Annotated in this window: 15 protein-coding genes, 2 rRNA genes and 1 pseudogene; 14 read left to right on the forward strand and 4 right to left on the reverse strand. The window is 74.0% G+C overall.

All coding sequences use genetic code 11. The features are described 5' to 3' along the window. The 4 genes and pseudogenes from ACIG5E_RS30730 to ACIG5E_RS30745 all read left to right on the forward strand — a co-directional run. Window positions 1–93: ribosomal RNA gene (locus ACIG5E_RS30730) — 23S ribosomal RNA — on the forward strand; the annotation flags it as partial. A gap of 108 nt (window positions 94–201) precedes the next feature. Next, a 5S ribosomal RNA gene (rrf, locus tag ACIG5E_RS30735) occupies window positions 202–318 on the forward strand. Window positions 319–841: 523 nt separating this feature from the next. Continuing rightward, window positions 842–1,762: pseudogene (locus ACIG5E_RS30740) on the forward strand (hypothetical protein); the annotation flags it as partial. A 273-nt stretch (window positions 1,763–2,035) separates the two neighbouring features. After that, a complete protein-coding gene (locus ACIG5E_RS30745) occupies window positions 2,036–2,920 on the forward strand; it encodes a hypothetical protein (RefSeq protein ID WP_396539013.1) in 885 nt (294 codons plus the stop codon). 71 nt (window positions 2,921–2,991) lie between these two features. On the opposite strand, the gene ACIG5E_RS30750 is transcribed toward ACIG5E_RS30745, so the two are convergent. Then, window positions 2,992–4,362 carry a DUF1015 family protein gene (locus tag ACIG5E_RS30750; protein WP_396538923.1) on the reverse strand — a complete coding sequence of 457 codons (1,371 nt, stop codon included), beginning with the start codon at window positions 4,360–4,362 and terminating at the stop codon, window positions 2,992–2,994. Between the two features lie 92 nt (window positions 4,363–4,454). On the opposite strand from ACIG5E_RS30750, the gene ACIG5E_RS30755 reads away from it, so the two are divergent. After that, entirely contained in the window at window positions 4,455–5,018 is a 564-nt protein-coding gene (locus tag ACIG5E_RS30755) for a tetratricopeptide repeat protein (RefSeq protein ID WP_396538925.1), read from the forward strand. 67 nt (window positions 5,019–5,085) lie between these two features. After that, window positions 5,086–6,126, forward strand: a complete 1,041-nt coding sequence (locus ACIG5E_RS30760) for an HAD-IIA family hydrolase (protein ID WP_396538927.1) — start codon at window positions 5,086–5,088, stop codon at window positions 6,124–6,126. A gap of 16 nt (window positions 6,127–6,142) precedes the next feature. On the opposite strand, the gene ACIG5E_RS30765 is transcribed toward ACIG5E_RS30760, so the two are convergent. After that, window positions 6,143–6,490 carry an alkyl sulfatase C-terminal domain-containing protein gene (locus ACIG5E_RS30765; protein ID WP_396538929.1) on the reverse strand — a complete coding sequence of 116 codons (348 nt, stop codon included), beginning with the start codon at window positions 6,488–6,490 and terminating at the stop codon, window positions 6,143–6,145. Window positions 6,491–6,647: 157 nt separating this feature from the next. Here ACIG5E_RS30765 and ACIG5E_RS30770 point away from each other — a divergent pair, with 157 nt between their 5' ends. The 4 genes from ACIG5E_RS30770 (at window position 6,648) to ACIG5E_RS30785 (ending at window position 9,502) form a co-directional block, all read left to right on the forward strand. After that, complete coding sequence (locus tag ACIG5E_RS30770) at window positions 6,648–7,469, forward strand: hypothetical protein (protein ID WP_396538931.1); 822 nt, start codon at window positions 6,648–6,650, stop codon at window positions 7,467–7,469. Further along, the gene (locus tag ACIG5E_RS30775) at window positions 7,453–7,659 is read left to right on the forward strand and encodes a hypothetical protein (protein ID WP_396538933.1); all 207 of its coding nucleotides are present in this window, start codon (window positions 7,453–7,455) and stop codon (window positions 7,657–7,659) included. Before ACIG5E_RS30770 ends, ACIG5E_RS30775 begins: the two co-directional genes overlap by 17 nt. Before the next feature lie 36 nt (window positions 7,660–7,695). Then, window positions 7,696–8,502, forward strand: coding sequence for a TlyA family RNA methyltransferase (locus tag ACIG5E_RS30780; protein WP_396539015.1), 807 nt, complete (start codon window positions 7,696–7,698; stop codon window positions 8,500–8,502). Between the two features lie 91 nt (window positions 8,503–8,593). Beyond that, complete coding sequence (locus tag ACIG5E_RS30785) at window positions 8,594–9,502, forward strand: NAD kinase (RefSeq protein WP_396538935.1); 909 nt, start codon at window positions 8,594–8,596, stop codon at window positions 9,500–9,502. 22 nt (window positions 9,503–9,524) lie between these two features. On the opposite strand, the gene ACIG5E_RS30790 is transcribed toward ACIG5E_RS30785, so the two are convergent. Further along, the gene (locus tag ACIG5E_RS30790; protein ID WP_396538937.1) at window positions 9,525–11,033 is read right to left on the reverse strand and encodes a PLP-dependent aminotransferase family protein; all 1,509 of its coding nucleotides are present in this window, start codon (window positions 11,031–11,033) and stop codon (window positions 9,525–9,527) included. Window positions 11,034–11,174: 141 nt separating this feature from the next. Between ACIG5E_RS30790 and ACIG5E_RS30795 the strand changes: the two genes are divergently transcribed. The 3 genes from ACIG5E_RS30795 to ACIG5E_RS30805 all read left to right on the forward strand — a co-directional run bounded on the left by ACIG5E_RS30795 (window position 11,175) and on the right by ACIG5E_RS30805 (window position 15,025). Next, the gene (locus ACIG5E_RS30795; protein ID WP_396539017.1) at window positions 11,175–11,855 is read left to right on the forward strand and encodes a YitT family protein; all 681 of its coding nucleotides are present in this window, start codon (window positions 11,175–11,177) and stop codon (window positions 11,853–11,855) included. A gap of 88 nt (window positions 11,856–11,943) precedes the next feature. Continuing rightward, the gene (gene recN / locus ACIG5E_RS30800) at window positions 11,944–13,677 is read left to right on the forward strand and encodes a DNA repair protein RecN (protein ID WP_396539019.1); all 1,734 of its coding nucleotides are present in this window, start codon (window positions 11,944–11,946) and stop codon (window positions 13,675–13,677) included. Window positions 13,678–13,858: 181 nt separating this feature from the next. Continuing rightward, complete coding sequence (locus ACIG5E_RS30805) at window positions 13,859–15,025, forward strand: glycosyltransferase family 4 protein (protein WP_396538939.1); 1,167 nt, start codon at window positions 13,859–13,861, stop codon at window positions 15,023–15,025. Window positions 15,026–15,032: 7 nt separating this feature from the next. Here the strand turns inward: ACIG5E_RS30805 and ACIG5E_RS30810 are convergent, their stop codons facing one another. After that, entirely contained in the window at window positions 15,033–17,027 is a 1,995-nt protein-coding gene (locus ACIG5E_RS30810; protein ID WP_396538941.1) for a glycoside hydrolase family 15 protein, read from the reverse strand. A 718-nt stretch (window positions 17,028–17,745) separates the two neighbouring features. Between ACIG5E_RS30810 and ACIG5E_RS30815 the strand changes: the two genes are divergently transcribed. Next, complete coding sequence (locus ACIG5E_RS30815; protein ID WP_396538943.1) at window positions 17,746–19,425, forward strand: CTP synthase; 1,680 nt, start codon at window positions 17,746–17,748, stop codon at window positions 19,423–19,425. Window positions 19,426–19,522: the final 97 nt, after the last annotated feature.

Consider the following 19,522-nt stretch of genomic DNA (forward strand, 5'->3'; position numbering starts at 1 on the left):
GGCTCCCAGTAGACGACTGGGTTGATAGGCCGGATATGGAAGCCCTGTGAGGGGTGGAGTTGACCGGTACTAATAGGCCGAGGGCTTGTCCTCAGACGCTCGCGTTCACTGTGTGGTTCCCGGGTAGCGAACAGCTATCGCCGGCGAACAAGAAACACTTATTCAACTGAAAAGTGTGTTTCGCTGAATACCCGATAGGGTTTCGGTGGTCATAGCGTGAGGGAAACGCCCGGTTACATTCCGAACCCGGAAGCTAAGCCTCGCAGCGCCGATGGTACTGCAGGGGGGACCCTGTGGGAGAGTAGGACGCCGCCGAACAATTATTCAAGGCCGCGGCCCCAGCGATTCGCTGGGGCCGCGGCCTTTTTGTGTTTTGCGAACTTGCACGAGACCGGCAGACCGGGACTTCCGCCCAGACGCGGACGCTTCCGACATGCCGGACAATGGAGATGGTGCGCGGCCAGGAGGCCGGCGCCGATACCGCGTGACGGCACTGATGTTGCTCGGTCCGCGCGGTGGAGCTGAAGCAGCAGAAGGAGTCACCAGGATGTCGAACCAGCCCGAGGGCCGTCCCGAGCGTCGATCGGACGACGGCCGAGGCTACGAGCCCCGGTCCCGTGGGGGCGGGTCGAACGACCGTGGCGGCTCCCGTCGTGACGATCGTGATGACCGTCCGCGTCGTGACGACCGTCCGTCGTACCGCGACCGTGATGACCGCGGTGGCGACCGCGGTGGTTTCCGTCGCGATGACCGTCCGCAGGGTGGCGGTTTCAACCGTGACCGTGGCGACCGCCCCCAGGGTGGTGGCTTCAACCGCGACCGCGACGACCGTGGCGGCTTCCGTCGCGACGACCGGCCCCAGGGCGGCGGCTTCCGTCGTGACGACCGCCCCGGTGGCTTCCGTCGTGACGACCGCCCCGGTGGCTTCCGTCGTGACGACCGTGATGACCGTCCGCGTCGTGACGACCGTCCGCACGGTGGCGGCTTCAACCGCGACCGTGACGACCGTGGCGGCGACCGCGGTGGTTTCCGTCGTGACGACCGTCCGCAGGGTGGCGGTTTCAACCGTGACCGTGGCGACCGCCCCCAGGGTGGTGGCTTCCGTCGTGATGACCGCCCCTCCGGCTTCAACCGCGACCGTGACGACCGCGGTGGCGACCGTGGCGGCTTCCGTCGTGACGACCGCCCCGGTGGCTTCCGCCGCGATGACCGTGACGACCGTCCGCGTCGTGACGACCGTCCGCACGGCGGCGGCTTCACCCGTGACCGCGACGACCGTGGCGGCTTCCGTCGCGATGACCGTCCGCAGGGTGGCGGTTTCAACCGTGACCGTGGCGACCGCCCCCAGGGCGGTGGCTTCCGCCGGGACGACCGTCCGCAGGGCGGCTTCCGTGACCGCGATGACCGCGGTGGCGACCGTGGCGGCTTCCGTCGCGATGACCGTCCGCAGGGTGGCGGTTTCAACCGTGACCGTGGCGACCGCCCCCAGGGTGGTGGCTTCAACCGCGACCGCGACGACCGTGGCGGCTTCCGTCGCGACGACCGGCCCCAGGGTGGCGGCTTCCGTCGTGACGACCGCCCCGGTGGCTTCCGTCGTGACGACCGTGACGACCGTCCGCACGGCGGCGGCTTCACCCGCGACCGCGACGACCGTGGCGGCGACCGCGGTGGTTTCCGACGTGACGACCGCCCCTCCGGCTTCACCCGCGACCGCGATGACCGCGGTGGTGACCGTGGCGGCTTCCGCCGCGACGACCGCCCCTCCGGCTTCACCCGCGACCGCGACGACCGCGGTGGCGACCGTGGCGGCTTCCGTCGTGACGACCGTGGCGGCGACCGCGGTGGTTTCCGTCGGGACGACCGCCAGGGTGGCGGCGGCTTCCGCCGTGACGACCGTCCGTCGTACCGCGACCGCCGGGACGACCGCGGCGGCGACCGCGACCGTCGGGACTATGACGACCGTCGCGGCAACTACGAGCCGGTCAAGCGCCTGCCGATCCCGGAGGACGTCACCGGCTTCGAGCTGGACGCGGACGTGCGCCAGGAGCTCAAGAGCCTGCCCAAGACCCTCGCGGACGATGTCGCCCGCAACCTGGTGATGGTGGCCCGCCTGCTCGACGGCGAGCCGGAGGAGGCCTACCAGTACTCGCGCGTCGCGCTGCGACTGGCGTCCCGCGTGGCCGCCGTCCGCGAGGCGGCCGGGTTCGCCTCGTACATGACGCAGCGGTACTCCGAGGCGCTGACCGAGTTCCGCGCCGCCCGTCGGATGACCGGCCGTGCCGACCTGTGGCCCGTGATGGCCGACTGCGAGCGCGGTCTGGGCCGTCCGGAGCGGGCGCTGGCGATGGCCGGTGAGCCGGAGGTGAAGCAGCTGGACAAGGCCGGCCAGGTCGAGATGCGCCTGGTGGCGGCCGGTGCCCGCAGCGACATGGAGCAGTTCGACGCCGCCGTCGTCACCCTGCAGAGCCCGGAGCTGGCCTCCAGCACCGTGCACTCGTGGACCGCTCGTCTGCGGTACGCCTACGCCGAGGCGCTGATCGCGGCCGGCCGTGGCGACGAGGCCCGTGACTGGTTCGCCAAGGCGGCCGAGGCCGACACCGACGGTTCGACCAACGCCTCGGAGCGTCTGGCCGAGATCGACGGCGTGGAGTTCACCGACGCGCTCGACCCGGAGCTGGCCGAGGACGACGCCGAGCAGGCCGACGCCCCGGCGAAGAAGCGCGGCGGCGACAACTCCGACGACCGGGTGATCTTCGAGGACGAGGAGGACGTCGAGGAGTACTACGACGAGGACGACCTCGAGATCGACGAGGAGTTCGACGGCGTGATGCCCGAGCGTGCCGAGGACGCCAAGGCGGACGAGGCCGAGAAGGCCGAGAAGTCCGACGAGGCCGAGGCCAAGGGCGACGCCCAGGCCTGAGCGCCCTGAAACACCGTGAGGCCCTGCCGTTCCCGGAGGAACGGCGGGGTCTCACGGCGTTCGGGCCTCTGCTACCCCAGCGGAAGGCTGCGCAGCACCAATCCGGTGGCCGGCTTCGGGCCGAACGAGGTCGACTTGCGCGGCATGGTGACGCCCTGCTCGGCCAGCCGCCGCACCACGCTCTCCCGGACGGGGTGGAGCAGGACGGCGGTCCCGCCGGCGCGGGCGGCCTCGCGCTCGGCGGCCGCGGCGGTGTGCAGGTAGCCGATGTCGTCGGGGCCGTCGGGGACGTGCCACGTGTGGTCGAGCAGGGTGGCGTGCAGCACGGTGGCGTCCAGGTGTCGCCACTCCTCGGGCCGGTCGTGCGGCACGGTCGCGTCGAGCAGGGCCTCCTCGGGCTCGCTGAGCAGCCAGAAGACACCGTCGCCGCCGGTGAGGACGAAGCCGTTGCCGCCGTGCCGCTTCTGCTCGGCGAGCGCCTGGAGGGCGGCGGGCAGCGGGCCGGGGACCTCCTTGACCTTCCACTGGTCGCCGAGCTTCTCCAGCGCCTCGGCCACCGGCAGCCGGTACAGCACGCGGTGGATGGCCCGGACCCGCAGTGGGTAGCGGGCGGTGTCCACCAGCAGCACCATGCCGCGGTCCCACGGGCTGCGCGGCAGGTGGCGGTGCTCGCGCTGGAGCCGCAGGTACATCGCCCACCGGTGGTGGCCGTCGGCGATCAGGGCCCGGCAGGTGGCCAGGTCGCGGCTGATCTCGCCGAGCAGGACGGGGTCGGTGACGGCCCACAGGCGGTGGTGGGTGCCGTCGCTGGTCGTGGTGGAGAGCAGCGGCGCGCCCTCGACCGTCCGCTCGATGACGCCGGAGGCGCCGCCGTTGCCCCGGTAGGTGAGCAGCAGCGGTTCGAGGTTGGCCCGGGTGGTGCGCATCAGCCCGACCCGGTCGGCGACCGGCCGGGGCATGACGTCCTCGTGGGGGAGGACGACGCCGACCTCGGGGCCGCTCACCGCCAGGGCGCCGATCAGGCCGCGCTGGAGCAGTTCGGGCGCGTCGCCGCTGCCGGGGACCCGCTGCTCGTAGACGTAGATCGCCGGTTCGGGGTCGGCGGCGAGGATGCCCTCGCGCTGCCAGCCGGTCAGCAGCCGGGCGGCGTGCCGGTACTTGGTGTCGCGGTCGGGGCGGTCGCCGGCGTCCTCGGGCTCGGGCCGGGGCAGGATCAGCCGGACCACGTTGTGCGGGTCGGCCGTCTCCAGGTCCAGCCGGCGCCCCGGGTCGACGACGTCGTACGGCGGGGACATCACCGCGGCCAGCGCGCCGACCCGGTCGGGGACGTAGCGCAGGCCACGGAAGGGGGACAGGGACAGGCCTGCGGTGGCGACGTGCCCGGGGTCACCGGGGCCGCCCACGGGAGTCTCGACTCCGTCTTCTGCACTGGGTGTGCTCATTCTGGGCATCGTAACCGGGTACGCGTTGTTGAGAGATCGGAATGCCCGCGCCGAGCGGTGGGGCGGGTGTGCGGACGAGGGCGAGGTACGGCATGCAGGACGGGCAGGAACGGGTGGACGGCGGCGTGCCGGGCGAGCAGCCGCCGACAGGGGGCGTCCCGGCCCAGGGGCGTTCCGGGGAGCCCGTGGGGGACGTCTACGACTGGTTCCGCCGGGGCGCGAAGCTGCTGGCCCAGGGGCATCCGGCGGCGGCCGAGCAACTGCTGGCCCGGGCGGCGGAGGCCGAACCGCACTCGCGCAGCATCCGGGAGGCGCTGGCCCGGGCGCAGTTCGACGCCGGTTCGTACGCGGCGGCGCTGGAGAACTTCCGGGCCGTGGCGCTGGCCGATCCCTCGGACGACTACGCTCAGTTCGGGTGGGGCGTCGCGGCGGCCCGGCTGGGCGACTTCGAGACCTCCGCCGAGCACCTGGCGCTGGCCGTGGCCATGCGTCCGGAGACCGACCACTACCGGTCGGCGCTGCGGCAGACCAGGGCGACCCTGGCGGCCCGCGCCGGGGCGTTCGGCCCGCTGTTGCCCGGTGCGCCGGGCTACCGGGAACCGAGCCTGCCGGGGGAGGCCGGGGGAGAGCCCGAGGGCATCGACGACGACGCCTGACCGGGCGGGCAGTGACGAGCAGACGGACCGCAGCGCACGAGGCTGCGGTGGATGGGATTGGGCAGGCATGAGCGAGACGGCCACCACCGCACGACGGACCGCCCCCGGCGGCAGCGACCGCCCGCTGACCGAGGCGTACGACACGGCGCTGCTGGACCTGGACGGCGTGGTCTACGCCGGCCCGCACGCGGTCGAGCACGCGGTGGACTCGCTGGCGGCTGCCCGTACGGCCGGGATGCGGCTCGCGTACGTGACCAACAACGCCTCCCGCCCGCCGCGGGTGGTCGCCGAGCACCTGACCGAGCTGGGCGTGCCGGCCGAGCCGGCGGACGTCATCAATTCGGCCCAGGCGGCCGCCCGGGTGGTCTCCGAGAAGGTGCCCGCCGGGGCGAAGGTCCTGGTGGTGGGCGGCCTGGGGCTGGAGGAGGCGCTGGCCGAGCGCGGGCTGGTGGCGGTCCGCTCGATGGCCGAGGAGCCGCTCGCGGTGGTCCAGGGCTTCGACCCGTCGGTGGGCTGGCCGCAGCTGGCGGAGGCCGCGTACGCGGTGCGCAGCGGGTTGCCGTGGGTCGCCTCCAACACCGACATGACGGTGCCCACGGCGCGCGGCATCGCTCCCGGCAACGGGACGCTGGTGGCGGCGGTGCGGGCGGCGGCCGGGGTGGAGCCGGAGGTGGCGGGCAAGCCGCTGCCGCCGATGCACCGGGAGACCGTGCTGCGGACCGGCGCCCGGCGCCCGCTGGTGGTCGGGGACCGGCTGGACACGGACATCGAGGGCGCGTTCAACGGCGGGGTGGACAGCCTGCTGGTGTTCACCGGCGTGACCACCCCGGCGCAGCTGCTGGCGGCCCCGGTCGAACACCGGCCGACCTATCTGGCCGCCGACCTGCGCGGCCTGCTGGTCCCGCAGCCCGCGGTGACGGCGGCGGACGGCGGCTTCGCTTGCGGCGGCTGGACGGCGACGGCGGAGGGCGGCGCGCTGCGGCTGGCCGGCGCCGGGGACCGCTGGGACGGCCTGCGGGCGCTGTGCGCGGCGGCCTGGACGGCGCTGGACGCGGCGGACGGCGAGCCGGTGGACGGGCGGAAGGCGCTGGCCGAGCTCGGCTTCTGACCGGTGGCCGGGGGCCTCAGAGCAGGGTGCGCAGCCGCAGCAGGTCGCGCAGGCCGGCCTCCAGCTTGACCCGGCCGCTCGCCCAGGCGGCGGCGAAGTTGAGGTCGCCGCCGACCAGGGCGAGCAGGTCGTCGCTGGCCATGGTCAGCCGGATGGCGGCCTTCTCGCCGGGCGGGCCGGGTGTGGTGATGACGTCCTGGATCCGGCCGTCGCGCAGCCGGCCGGTGAAGGTCAGGTCCAGGTCGGTGATCCGGCAGCTGAGCGAGCGGTCGAGGGCGGCGGCCTTGCGGACGTCGCCGGTGGAGCTCGCCATGTTCCGGCTGAACTGCTCCAGCGCTTCCCGGCACTCCTCGGCGTTCGCCATGGCGGTCGCTCCATCCCCAGGTCGCTACGGTGCTGACTGCCGGGCCACGGTACCTCAGGAGGGTTTTGGCGGTAGCGTCGTCAGTGGGGTGCCCGGAAACGCCCGGGTGCCGAGGGCGACGGAGCGAGGCGCGCGCAGGCGCGGAGGAGGCACCCGGATGCTGCCGAGGACGGTGCGGGGAGCGGTGGCGGCCGCCGCCGTGGTGGTGGAGGAGGTCGGCAAGCGGGTCGCCGACACGGCGGCCGCGGTCCTGGAGAAGACCGGCGTCGACGTCTCCGAGGTCGAGCGCAAGCTGGGCGGGCAGTTCCCGCCGTCGGCCAAGGCGCTGCAGAGCCTGGCGGAGGAGGCGGTCACCGCCGGGCGGGCCGGGGTGGACCTGGCCGTCGGGGTGGCGCGCAACGAGGTGGAGAAGGCCTTCGAGAAGGTCGGCGACCAGGTGACCAAGGTCGGCGTGGTGCTGGCGTACCTGGAGAGCAAGCTGCGCGAGGTCGAGGAGGAGCCGGCCGCGACGAAGCCGGCCCCGCATCCGTACGCGGCGCCGTACCCGGAGGACGAGCCGACGCCGGCGCCCCGGGCGGACGACCTGTTCGGGCGGGGCTGGGAGTTCGAGGACGAGCCGGTGGCGGCGGAGCCGGTCGTGAGCGAGCGGGTGGAGGTGGACGAGCCGGTCGAGTTCGATCCGCCGGTGTCCCCGCTCTCCCCGGCGACGGAGGCCGCGGTGCGGAAGGCGATGACCGAGGGCGCCGAGGAGCCCGCCGCCGGGAAGAAGGCGGCGCCCGGGAAGAAGGCGGCGCCCGCGAAGAAGGCACCCGCCAAGAAGACGGCCGTCGCGAAGAAGGCGACCGTCAAGAAGTCCGCCGCCGCGCAGCCGAAGCAGAACGGCGCCGAGCCCAAGGCGGCCGCCAAGCGCACGGCGACGAAGAAGACCACCGTCCGCAAGGCCACCAGCACCAAGAAGCCAGATGTCCGGGACGAGTGAGGGCGGCACCCGGGTGGAGGCGGTCGAGCCGCTCGGCGTCGAACTGCTGCCCACCGGGCACCCCGGGGTGGACGCCGGGCTGGCCCGGCTTGAGGCTCTGGACGGGGTCCCGGCCGAGGCACACGTCGCGGTGTACGAAGATGTTCACCAACGGCTCGCCGACACGCTGGCCGCGCTCGACCAGGAATGATCCGCAGGACCCGTAGGAGCTGAAACACCAGTGGCAGTGGCACGACGCCGACTCGACGCGGAGCTGGTCCGCCGCAAGCTGGCCCGATCGCGTGAGCACGCGTCCGAGCTGATCGCGGCCGGCCGGGTGACCGTCGGCGGCACCACCGCGACCAAGCCGGCCACCCAGGTGGAGACCTCGGCGGCGGTCGTGGTGGCCAAGGACGAGAACGACCCCGACTACGTCTCCCGCGGCGGGCACAAGCTCGCCGGGGCGTTCGCGGCCTTCGTGCCGCAGGGCCTGGTGGTCGAGGGCCGCCGGGCGCTGGACGCGGGCGCCTCCACCGGCGGCTTCACCGACGTGCTGCTGCGGGCCGGGGCCGCCCACGTGCTGGCGGTGGACGTCGGTTACGGGCAGCTGGCCTGGTCGCTGCAGAGCGACGAGCGGGTGACGGTGATGGACCGCACCAACGTCCGCGAACTGACCCGGGAGATGATCGGCGGCGCCCCCGTCGACCTGGTGGTCGGCGACCTGTCCTTCATCTCGCTGGGCCTGGTGCTGCCGGCGCTGGCCGGCTGCGCGGCCGAGGACGCGGACCTGGTGCTGATGGTCAAGCCGCAGTTCGAGATCGGCAAGGAGCGGCTCGGCAGCGGCGGGGTGGTGCGCAGCCCGGAGCTGCGGGCCGAGATGGTGCGCCAGGTGGCCGGGCAGGCGTGGCAGCTCGGACTGGGCGTGCGCGCGGTCACCGCGAGTCCCCTGCCGGGGCCGTCCGGGAACGTCGAGTACTTCCTCTGGATGCGCCGGGACGCCCCGCAGCTGGACCCCGCGGAGGCGGACCGGGCCGTGGCGGAAGGGCCCCGGTAGGGTGCTCTGCGAGCGTCCGGCCCGTCATGCTGGATGGCGCGGCCGCACCGGGCCAAGGGCGACCCGGCAGGCGTAGGGAGAGGGCAGCGGCATGAGCGATGAAGAACGCACGGTCTTCCTGATCGCGCACACCGGCCGGGAGGCGGCGCTGCGCAGCGTCGAGGGCCTGGTGCACGGGCTGCTGAAGGCGGGGCTCCGGATCAGGCTGCTGGAGGCCGAGGCGGTGGACCTCGACCTGCCGGAGGGGGTCGAGAAGGTCGCCGAGGGGCCGGGCGCGGCGGACGGCTGCGAGCTGATCCTGGTCGCCGGCGGCGACGGGACGCTGTTGCGCGGCGCGGAGTTGGCGCGCTCGCACGGGCTGCCGATGCTGGGCATCAACCTCGGCCGGGTCGGCTTCCTGGCCGAGGCCGAGCGGGACGACCTGGCCGTGGTGGTCGAGCGGGTGGTCGACGCCGACTACGAGGTCGAGGAGCGGATGACGCTCGACGTCATCGTCCGGACAAACGGCGATGTGGTGCACCAGGACTGGGCGTTGAACGAGGCGTCGATCGAGAAGGCGTCCCGGGAACGGATGTTGGAGGTGGTGACCGAGGTGGACGGCCGCCCGGTCTCCAACTTCGGCTGCGACGGGGTGGTCTGCGCGACGCCGACCGGCTCGACCGCGTACGCCTTCTCGGGCGGCGGGCCGGTGGTGTGGCCGGAGGTGGAGGCGCTGCTGATGGTGCCGATCTCCGCGCACGCGCTGTTCGCCCGGCCGCTGGTGACCTCGCCGGACTCGGTGCTGGCGGTCGAGGTGCAGCCCAAGACCCCGCACGGGGTGCTCTGGTGCGACGGGCGGCGCTCGGTCGAACTGCCCGCCGGGGCACGGGTGGAGGTGCGCCGGGGGCAGACGCCGGTGCGGCTGGCCCGGCTGCACCGGGCGCCGTTCACCGACCGGCTGGTGGCCAAGTTCGCGCTCCCGGTGACGGGTTGGCGCGGGCGGTCGAACAAGCCCTGCTGACCCAAGGTGACCTGACGCGGCGTCAGACCGCCAGTGCCTGGCCCTCGTCGGCCGGGCCGAACCGGCCGCCCGCCGTCGCGCGGGCGGCCACCTCGGCCAGCCGTTCGACGGCGGCGGGGACGGCCGCCGCGGGCACGGTGAGCGGGAGCCGGATGTGGTGCTCGAAGGCGCCGTCCGAGCCGAACCGGTTGCCGGCCGCGATCCGGACCCCGGCGGGCTCCCCGGCCTGGGCCAGCGCCGCGCCGGACAGGCCGCCGGTGGAGCCCCAGAGCGAGAGGCCGCCGGGCGGCAGCGGGAAGCCCCAGTCCGGCAGCTGCCCGGAGAGTGCGGCGGCGAAGGCGTGGGCGGTGGCCCGCAGCCGGTCCAGCTGGTGGGCGCGGACGGCCCGGAGCGGCTCGCCCAGCAGCTCGGCGGCGATCAGCTGGTCGAGCACCGGGGTGCCGACGTCGCTGTAGACCCGCTCGGTGGCCAAGCGGCGGACGAGCGCGGGCGCGGCCCGGACCCAGCCGATCCGCAGGCCGCCCCAGAGCAGCTTGCCGGCCGAGCCGACGGTGACCACCTGGGCGGAGCGGTCCAGCGCCGCCATCGGGCGCGGAAGCGGCATGGACTCCGGGACGCCCCAGCCGAGTTCGGCGGTGGTCTCGTCCACCAGCACGATGCTTCCGGCGGCCCGGGCGGCGGCCAGCAGCCGGCGGCGCTGCTCCTCGTCGATCAGCGCGCCGGTGGGGTTGTGGAAGTCCGGGATGACGTACGAGACCTTGGGGGCGGCCCCGCGCAGCACCCGCTGCCACTCCTCCAGGTCCCACTGCCATTCGCCCGCTCGCCCACCGGAGGCGTACGGCACCGGCACCAGGCGGGCCCCGGTGAGGCGCAGTGCCTGGAGGGTGTGGGCGTAGCTGGGGGCCTCGACGGCGACCCGGTCGCCGCGGCCGACCAGGACCCGCTGGACCAGGTGCAGGCCGCCCATCGCTCCGGTGGTGACCAGGATCTGGTCGGGGGTGGTGGGCAGTCCGCGCTCGGTGTAGCGGCGGGCGACGGCCTCGCGCAGCACCGGGACGCCGGTGGGGTAGTGGCCGTGCCCGGCGGCGTAGTGCGGCAGCAGTTCGACGGCCCGGGCGGCTGCCCGGCCGAACCAGGGCTGCGGGGCGGGCAGGGCGGCGACGCCGAGGTCCAGGATCCGGCCCTGCTCGTCCGGCGGGACGGGGTGCAGGGCGTCGCTGGGCGGCGGGGCGCCCTCGGGCAGGCAGGTCCAGCTGCCGGCGCCGCGGCGGCTGTGCAGGTAGCCGTCGCCGCGCAGGGTCTCGTACGCGGTGGCGACGGTGGTGCGGCTGAGTTCCAGGGCGGAGGCGAGTTCGCGTTCGGCGGGCAGCCGGGCGCCGACCGGCAGCCGGCCCTCGGTGACCAGCAGCCGGATCTGCCCGGCGAGGGTGCGGTAGGCGGGGCGGCGCGCGGTGGCCGGTTCGGGGAGCCGGGCGGTGGCGAGCAGTCGGGCCAGTGCGGGCGGGGTGACGGTGGTGTGCCAGTCGGCCATACGCTCATCAGTCCACTTGCTCGGGATTGGCCCTGTCGAAGGCCTCATTGGCCTGTTCATCATGGCAGGGCGGCCGTCGGGCCGCCACCACCGGGGCCGCCCCGGGGTGCGGCACCACCCGCAGGAGCACCAGTGGCCACCATGACCACCCCGACGTCCACCATCGCCTCCGAACCGGCCCGACCGGGCCTCGCCGTCCGGGTCCTCGGCGACACCCACGCGCTGGGCCGGCGCCTCCCGCAGCTGGCCGTCGGCCTCACCCTCTACGGGGTGAGCATGGCGCTGATGCTCCGCTCCGGCCTCGGCCTCGACCCCTGGGACGTCTTCCACCAGGGCCTGCAACGGGTGCTCGGCCTCACCGTGGGCGCCTGGGTGACGATCTGCGGCGCCCTGGTCCTGCTGCTGTGGATCCCGCTGCGCCAGCGCCCGGGGGTGGGCACCGTCGCCAACGTGCTGATGATCGGTGCGGCGATGGACCTCACCCTGGGGCTGGTCGGAGGCCCGCACGGCCTGACCGCCCGGGTGGCGCTGATGGCCGCCGCGGTGGTGCTCAACGGCGTCGCCTCGGGCCTCTACATCGGAGCCCGCCTCGGCCCCGGCCCGCGCGACGGCCTGATGACCGGCCTGCACCGGCGCACCGGGAGGTCGCTGCGGCTGATCCGCACCGGCATCGAGCTGACCGTACTGGCCGCCGGACTGCTGCTCGGCGGCACCGCCGGGGTCGGCACGGTCGTGTACGCGCTGCTCATCGGCCCGTTGGTGCAGGTCTTCCTGCCGTGGTGCACGGTGCCCACCGCTACCGAAACCTCCCGGAAGGGGTGAACTTGGCGGCAGCGAGTTGCCGCACGCCGTTGCCGCTCGTCGCGCTCCGGGGGCGGAACCTCGTAAGGTCGTCTCCGTGTTGGACGAGATGCGGATACGGGATCTTGGGGTCATCGACGACGCGGTGGTCGAGCTGGCCCCCGGCTTCACCGCCGTGACCGGTGAGACCGGCGCCGGCAAGACGATGGTCGTGACCAGCCTCGGCCTGCTGCTCGGCGGACGCGCCGACCCCGGCCTGGTACGGCACGGCGCCGGACGCGCCGTGGTGGAGGGCCGGCTGGAACTGCCCGCCGACTCCCCGGTCGCGGCGCGCGCCGTCGAGGCCGGGGCCGAACTGGACGACGGCGCCCTGCTGGTCAGCCGCACCGTCTCCGCCGAGGGGCGCTCCCGGGCGTACGTCGGCGGGCGGGCCGTCCCGGTCGGGCTGCTCACCGAGCTCGGCGAGGATCTGATCGCCGTGCACGGCCAGACCGACCAGCAGCGGCTACTGCGCCCGGCCCGTCAGCGCGGCGCACTGGACCGCTACGCCGGCGAGTCGGTGGCCGAGCCGCTGGCCCGCTACCGGGAGACCTACCGCGTTCTGCGCGAGGTCTCGGCCACCCTGGAGGAGCTGACCACCCGGGCCCGCGAGCGCGCCCAGGAGGCCGACCTGCTCCGCTTCGGCCTGGACGAGATCGCGGCCGCCGAGCCGGTGGCCGGCGAGGACGTCGAGCTGGCCGCCGAGGCCGAGCGGCTCGGCCACGCCGACGCGCTGTCCTCCGCGGCGACCCTCGCCCACGCCGCCCTGGCCGGCGACCCGGCCGACCCGGAGGCGCTGGACGCGGGCACCCTGCTCGCCCAGTCCCGGCGCGCCCTGGACGCGGTGCGCCACCACGACGAGCGGCTGGCCGTTCTGGCCGACCGGCTGAACGAGGTCGGCTACCTGCTGGCCGACGTCGCCGGGGACCTGGCCGGCTACGCCGACGACCTGGACGCCGACCCGGTGCGGCTGGGCGCGGTCGAGGACCGCCGGGCCGTGCTGGCCCAGCTGCTGCGCAAGTACGGCGGCGAGGAGAACACCCTCGCCGAGGTGATCGACTGGGCCGAGGCCGGCTCCACCCGGCTCGCCGAACTCGACGGCGACGACGAGCGGATCGACCAGCTCGGCGCCCAGGAGACCGAGCTGCGGGCCGAGTTGGCCGAGCTGGCGGCCGAGGTGTCGGCCGCCCGGCAGGCCGCGGCCGGGCGCTTCGCCGAGGCCGTCTCCGCCGAACTCGCCGAACTGGCCATGCCACACGCCCGGGTGACCTTCTCGATCACCCGGGTCGACGATCTGGCCGGGATCGAGGTGGACGGCCGCACGGTCGCGTACGGACCGCACGGCGTGGACGAGGTCGAGGTGCTGCTCGCCCCGCACCCCGGCGCCCAGCCGCGCCCGATCGCCAAGGGCGCCTCGGGCGGTGAGCTGTCCCGGGTGATGCTCGCCGTCGAGGTGGTCTTCGCGGGCGCCGACCCCGTCCCCACCTACCTGTTCGACGAGGTGGACGCGGGCGTCGGCGGCAAGGCCGCGGTCGAGATCGGCCGCCGGCTGGCCAAACTGGCCGAAACCGCCCAGGTCGTGGTGGTCACCCACCTCCCTCAGGTCGCCGCGTTCGCGGACCGGCACCTGGTGGTGGAGAAGACCAACGACGGCACCGTGACCCGTTCCGGCGTCAAGGTGTTGAACGACGAGGAGCGAGTGCGCGAACTCTCCCGGATGCTGGCCGGCCTGGAGGACTCGGAGCTGGGCCGCGCTCACGCCGAGGAGCTGCTGGCCGCCGCCCGGGCCCCCCGCCACCGGTAGCCCGGGACCGGCGGCCCTCACCGCGGGACGACGGCGCGCCCCCCGTGGCGCCGACTGTCCAAGAGGGCCGCCGACCTGGCATGGTGGCGGCTGGACACTGGCTTTCCAGTCCCGAGCGCCGCCCGGCGGGCAACCCTCGCGAAGCGGCGCGCGAACCTGATCGAGTCGGATGCGAGACGACGTGGACCATTCCGCCGCCCGGGCCACCGCGGCCGCCCCGGAACCGGGGCAGCTGCACGTGGTACTCGTCCTGGCCGCCAGCACCGGCGGCATCGGTGCGCACGTGCGCTCCCTGGCCCAGGGCCTGGTCGCGCACGGGGTGATCGTGACGGTCTGCGCACCGGCCGGTACGGACGCGCTGTTCGGCTTCTCCCGCACGGGCGCGCGGTTCCACACGGTCGACATCACCCCCACCGCGGGCGCCCGCAGCGACGCCACCGCGATCGGCGAGCTGCGGCGGGCCTTCACCGGAGCCGACGTGGTGCACGCCCACGGGCTGCGCGCCGGGCTGCTGTCCGACCTCGCGCTGCGCACCGCCGGCCGCTTCCCGGGCCTGCGCCCGGAGACCCCGCTGGTGGTCACCTCGCACCACGCGCTGCTGGCCACCGGCATGGAGCGGCGCCTGCAACGGCTGATGGAGCGCCGGGTGGCGCGCGCCGCCGACCTGGTCCTCGGCGCCTCCTCCGATCTGGTCGCCCGGGCCCGCGAACTGGGCGCCACCGACGCCCGGCTGGGCCCGGTGGCCGCCCCGCCGATGCCCGAAGGCCGACTCGGCCGGGCCGAGGCGCGCGCCGCGCTGCTCGGCGACGGCCCGGACCGCCCGCTGGTGCTGGCGGTCGGCAGGCTCGTCCCGCAGAAGGCCTTCGGGCTGCTGCTGGACGCGACCGGCGAGCTGTCCGCGCTGGACCCGGAGCCGCTGCTGCTGCTCGCCGGGGACGGCCCGGAGGCGGGCCCGCTGCGCGAGCGGGTGGCCGCGGAGAAGCTGCCGGTGCGGCTGCTCGGCTACCGCACCGACGTGCCCGACCTGCTGGCCGCCGCCGACGTGGTGGTGGTCTCCAGCCGCTGGGAGGCCCGTTCGCTGGTGGTCCAGGAGGCGATGCGGGCCGGTGTGCCGGTGGTCGCCACCGCCGTCGGCGGCATCCCCGAACTGGTCGGCGACGCCGCCGTGCTGGTGCCGCCGGGCGACCCTGCGGCACTGGGCCGGGCCGTGCGCGAGCTGCTGGTCGCCCCGGCCCGCCGCGAGCAGCTGGTGGCGGCCGGCCGACAGCAGGCCGAGACCTGGCCGGACGAGGCCGCCACCGTCGCCCAGGTGCTCAGCACCTACGACGAGCTGGTCCAGCGGGCCTGAGTCACGCTCAGACCGTCGCCTGCTCGACCCGGTCGGCGGCCGGGCCGTCCGGCTGGGCCGACAGGTAGGCGGCGCCGCAGGCGGTCAGCCGCAGGGCGGTGTCGATCAGCGGGACGTGGCTGAAGGCCTGCGGGAAGTTGCCGACCTGGCGCTTGAGCCGCGGGTCCCACTCCTCGGCGAGCAGTCCGAGGTCGTTGCGCAGCGACAGCAGCCGGTCGAACAGCTCGCGGGCCTCCTGCACCCGGCCGATCATGGCGAGGTCGTCGGCCAGCCAGAACGAGCAGGCCAGGAAGGCGCCCTCGTGGCCGGACAGCCCGTCCACGTTGGTCCCCGACTCGTCGTGGGTCGGGTAGCGCAGCACGAAGCCGTCCTCGGTGGACAGTTCGCGCTGGATCGCCTCGATCGTGCCGATCACCCGCTTGTCGTCCGGCGGCAGGAAGCCGACCTGGGGGATGAGCAGCAGCGAGGCGTCCAGCTCCCGGCCGCCGTAGTACTGGGTGAAGGTGTTGCGCTCCGGGTCGTAGCCCTTCTCGCAGACGTCCCGGTGGATGGTGTCGCGCAGTTCGCGCCAGCGCTCCAGGTGGTCGTCGGCGGGGGCGTCCTCGGGGGTCTGCTCCAGCAGCTTGATGGTGCGGTCGACGGCGACCCAGGCCATCACCTTGGAGTGGACGAAGTGCCGGCGCGGGCCGCGGACCTCCCAGATGCCCTCGTCCGGGTTCTGCCAGTGGTCCTCCAGGTACTCGATCAGGCGCAGCTGGAGGTGGTGGGCGTGGTCGTTGCGGACCAGGCCGGTCATGTGGGCCAGGTGCAGGGCCTCCACGACCTCGCCGTAGACGTCGAGTTGGAGCTGCCCGGCGGCGCCGTTGCCGATCCGGACGGGCTGGGAGCCCTCGTAGCCGGGCAGCCACTCCAGCGAGGTCTCGTTGAGCTCGCGCTCGCCGGCGATGCCGTACATGATCTGCAGGTTCTCCGGGTCGCCGGCGACGGCCCGCAGCAGCCACTCGCGCCAGGCCTTGGCCTCCTCGCGGTAGCCGGTGCGCAGCAGCGAGGAGAGGGTGATCGCGGCGTCGCGCAGCCAGGTGTAGCGGTAGTCCCAGTTGCGCTCGCCGCCGATGTCCTCCGGCAGGGAGGTGGTGGGGGCGGCGACGATGCCGCCGGTGGGGGCGTAGGTGAGGCCCTTGAGGGTGATCAGCGAACGGATCACCGCCTCGCGGTAGGGGCCCTGGTAGGTGCACTGGTCGGCCCAGTCGTGCCAGAAGTCGGCGGTGGCGTCGAGCATCGCCTCGGCGTCCGGGACGGCCGGGGGCTCCAGGTGGGAGGCCTGCCAGGTGAGGGCGAAGGCGATCCGCTCGCCGGCCCGGACGGTGAAGTCGGCGTAGGTGGTGAGGTCGCGGCCGTAGGTCTCGGCCTCGCCGTCCAGCCAGACCGAGTCGGGGCCGGCCATGGCGACGGTGCGGTGGCCGCCGTCGGCCTGCTCGACCCGGTGCACCCAGGGGACGATCCGGCCGTACGAGAAGCGCATCCGCAACGCCGAGCGCATCCGGACGGCGCCGGCCACGCCCTCGACGATCCGGATCACCTGGGGGACGGCGTCCCGGCCGGCCAGCGGACGGGGCGGCATGAAGTCGATCACCCGGACGGTGCCGCCCTGGGCGTCCCACTCCTGCTCCAGGATCAGCGAGTCGCCCCGGTAGCGGCGCCGGTCGGCGGGCACGGCGGGGGCGGCGACGGTGGGCGGAGGCACGCGCAGGTCGCCGGGGGCGGCGATGCGGACCCGGCCGGCGGTGGGGGTCGTGGCGGCCGGGGCGGGGAGCTCGGTCACGACGGCCTCGGCCGGGCCGATCCGCCAGAAGCCGTGTTCATCGGTGCCGAGCAGGCCGGCGAACACGGCCGGCGAGTCGAAGCGGGGAAGGCAGAGCCAGTCCACCGCCCCGTCCCTGCTGACCAGGGCAGCGGTCTGCATGTCCCCGATGAGTGCGTAGTCCTCGATACGGCCGGCCACGTGGATCTCCAGTTCGCAATGTGGTCAGGGCATCGGCGAACCAGGGAGCGAGCGGTCTGCGGGGCCGGAGGTTCACCCCGGGACGTCCGGCCCGCCGGGGGGTGGTGGCGGGCCTTGCTGGAGTGTCCGCGCGGGGCTCGGTCGAGCCCCTGAGGGTGGGTGGGGAGGAGCTGGATTACGGGGAGGTCCGGTCGCGCATCGGGGACCGGGAGTGTCCTGACGCTCCCACGCCCTCCGCGTGCTCGTGCTGTCGCGATGCGTCCGTGCAGCTTACGACGGACGAAAGGGGCGAAGCACGCGGGCGCAGCCTCGTGTGGCGCCGCAATTCGGCGGAAATGCCGTGCATCGCGGGGGTGCGGCGCAGGATGGTCCGGAAGGATCAGCTCCGGGTGGCCGTAACGGAGGGCCTGGCATGGCCCGACCGGAGCGCCCCGGCTGGCCCGGTCCGGCGGGTGGTGCGACCGGTGTGACTCGTGCGGCGCATGATGCGCCGGTGGTGCGCCCGGCGTACGCTCCCGGAGTGCCGCGCGCGGGCCGAACGGCGTCCCGGTCAGGTCACTGATACCCTGGTATCCCGTGGACCGGCGGGATAAAACGCCCCGGACCAGCCGAACCGACGACCCTACGAGCGCCGAGCACTCGCCGGCCTCCGTCGCCCGGCGAGCCGCGAGCCTCCCGCCCACGTCACCTTCGACACGCGACCCACGGGAGCCCCCTCTTGGCACAGCCCCATTCCGGCAAGGCAGCGAACGGCCGCGCCGTGACGACCAAGCACCTCTTCGTCACCGGGGGTGTCGCCTCTTCGCTCGGCAAGGGGCTGACCGCCTCCAGCCTCGGCGCGCTGCTCAAGGCCCGCGGCCTGCGCGTGACGATGCAGAAGCTGGACCCTTACCTCAACGTGGACCCGGGCACCATGAACCCGTTCCAGCACGGTGAGGTCTTCGTCACCGACGACGGCGCCGAGACCGACCTCGACATCGGTCACTACGAGCGCTTCCTCGACACCAACCTGCACGGCTCCGCGAACGTCACCACCGGCCAGGTGTACTCGACGGTCATCGCCAAGGAGCGCCGCGGCGAGTACCTGGGCGACACCGTCCAGGTCATCCCGCACATCACCAACGAGATCAAGTCCCGGATCCGCCGGATGGCGACCGAGGACGTCGACGTGGTGATCACCGAGGTCGGCGGCACCGTCGGCGACATCGAGTCGCTGCCGTTCCTGGAGGCCGTCCGCCAGGTCCGCCACGAGGTCGGCCGGGACAACGTGTTCTTCGTGCACGTCTCCCTGCTGCCGTACATCGGCCCCTCGGGCGAGCTCAAGACCAAGCCCACCCAGCACTCCGTCGCCGCGCTGCGCAACATCGGCATCCAGCCCGACGCGATCGTGCTGCGCGCCGACCGCGAGGTCCCGCAGGCGATCAAGCGCAAGATCTCGCTGATGTGCGACGTGGACGAGGAGGCCGTGGTCGCGGCCATCGACGCCAAGTCGATCTACGACATCCCCAAGGTGCTGCACGGCGAGGGCCTGGACGCCTACGTGGTGCGCCGCCTGGACCTGCCGTTCCGCGACGTGGACTGGACCACCTGGGACGACCTGCTGCGCCGCGTCCACGAGCCGCAGCACATCGTCAAGGTCGCCCTGGTCGGCAAGTACATCGACCTGCCGGACGCGTACCTGTCGGTGACCGAGGCGCTGCGCGCCGGCGGCTTCGCCAACAACGCCCGGGTCGAGATCAAGTGGGTCACCTCGGACGACTGCGAGACCCCCGAGGGCGCCCAGGCGCAGCTCGGTGACGTCGACGCGATCTGCATCCCCGGCGGGTTCGGCGACCGCGGCGTCAACGGCAAGGTCGGCGCCATCACCTACGCCCGCGAGAACAAGGTCCCGCTGCTGGGCCTGTGCCTGGGCCTGCAGTGCGTGGTCATCGAGGCCGCCCGCAACCTGGCCGGCCTGCCCGAGGCCAACTCCACCGAGTTCGACGCCGCGGCCAAGCACCCGGTCGTCTCCACCATGGCCGAGCAGCTGGCCATCGTCGACGGCAAGGGCGACCTGGGCGGCACCATGCGCCTGGGCCTGTACCCGGCCAAGCTCGCCGAGGGCTCGATCGTCCGCGAGGTCTACGGCGGCGAGCAGTACGTCGAGGAGCGCCACCGCCACCGCTACGAGGTCAACAACGCCTACCGCGCGGACCTCGAGAAGACCGGCCTGCAGTTCTCCGGCCTCTCGCCCAAGGGCGACCTGGTCGAGTACGTCGAGTACCCGCGCGAGGTGCACCCGTACCTGGTGGCCACCCAGGCCCACCCGGAGCTGAAGTCCCGCCCGACCCGCCCGCACCCGCTGTTCGCGGGCCTGGTCAAGGCCGCCATCGAGATCAAGACCACGGCCGCCGAGTAGTCACCTTCTCCTCGGCCCCGGTCGTTCACCGGACGGCGGCCCCGCGATTCCCGCGGGGCCGCCGTTCGGCGTTAGATTGTGTCGTACTGACGAAAAG

This window comes from Kitasatospora sp. NPDC053057 (assembly GCF_044546945.1).
Lineage (GTDB): Bacteria > Actinomycetota > Actinomycetes > Streptomycetales > Streptomycetaceae > Kitasatospora.

Excerpts from the sequence above, each read along its gene's own strand:
- ACIG5E_RS30750 (WP_396538923.1), bottom strand. The coding sequence starts at position 4,362 with ATGAGCACACCCAGTGCAGAAGACGGAGTCGAGACTCCCGTGGGCGGC.
- ACIG5E_RS30755 (WP_396538925.1), top strand. The coding sequence starts at position 4,455 with ATGCAGGACGGGCAGGAACGGGTGGACGGCGGCGTGCCGGGCGAGCAG.
- ACIG5E_RS30760 (WP_396538927.1), top strand. The coding sequence starts at position 5,086 with ATGAGCGAGACGGCCACCACCGCACGACGGACCGCCCCCGGCGGCAGC.
- ACIG5E_RS30765 (WP_396538929.1), bottom strand. The coding sequence starts at position 6,490 with ATGGCGAACGCCGAGGAGTGCCGGGAAGCGCTGGAGCAGTTCAGCCGG.
- ACIG5E_RS30770 (WP_396538931.1), top strand. The coding sequence starts at position 6,648 with ATGCTGCCGAGGACGGTGCGGGGAGCGGTGGCGGCCGCCGCCGTGGTG.
- ACIG5E_RS30775 (WP_396538933.1), top strand. The coding sequence starts at position 7,453 with ATGTCCGGGACGAGTGAGGGCGGCACCCGGGTGGAGGCGGTCGAGCCG.
- ACIG5E_RS30785 (WP_396538935.1), top strand. The coding sequence starts at position 8,594 with ATGAGCGATGAAGAACGCACGGTCTTCCTGATCGCGCACACCGGCCGG.
- ACIG5E_RS30790 (WP_396538937.1), bottom strand. The coding sequence starts at position 11,033 with ATGGCCGACTGGCACACCACCGTCACCCCGCCCGCACTGGCCCGACTG.
- ACIG5E_RS30795 (WP_396539017.1), top strand. The coding sequence starts at position 11,175 with ATGACCACCCCGACGTCCACCATCGCCTCCGAACCGGCCCGACCGGGC.
- recN (WP_396539019.1), top strand. The coding sequence starts at position 11,944 with ATGCGGATACGGGATCTTGGGGTCATCGACGACGCGGTGGTCGAGCTG.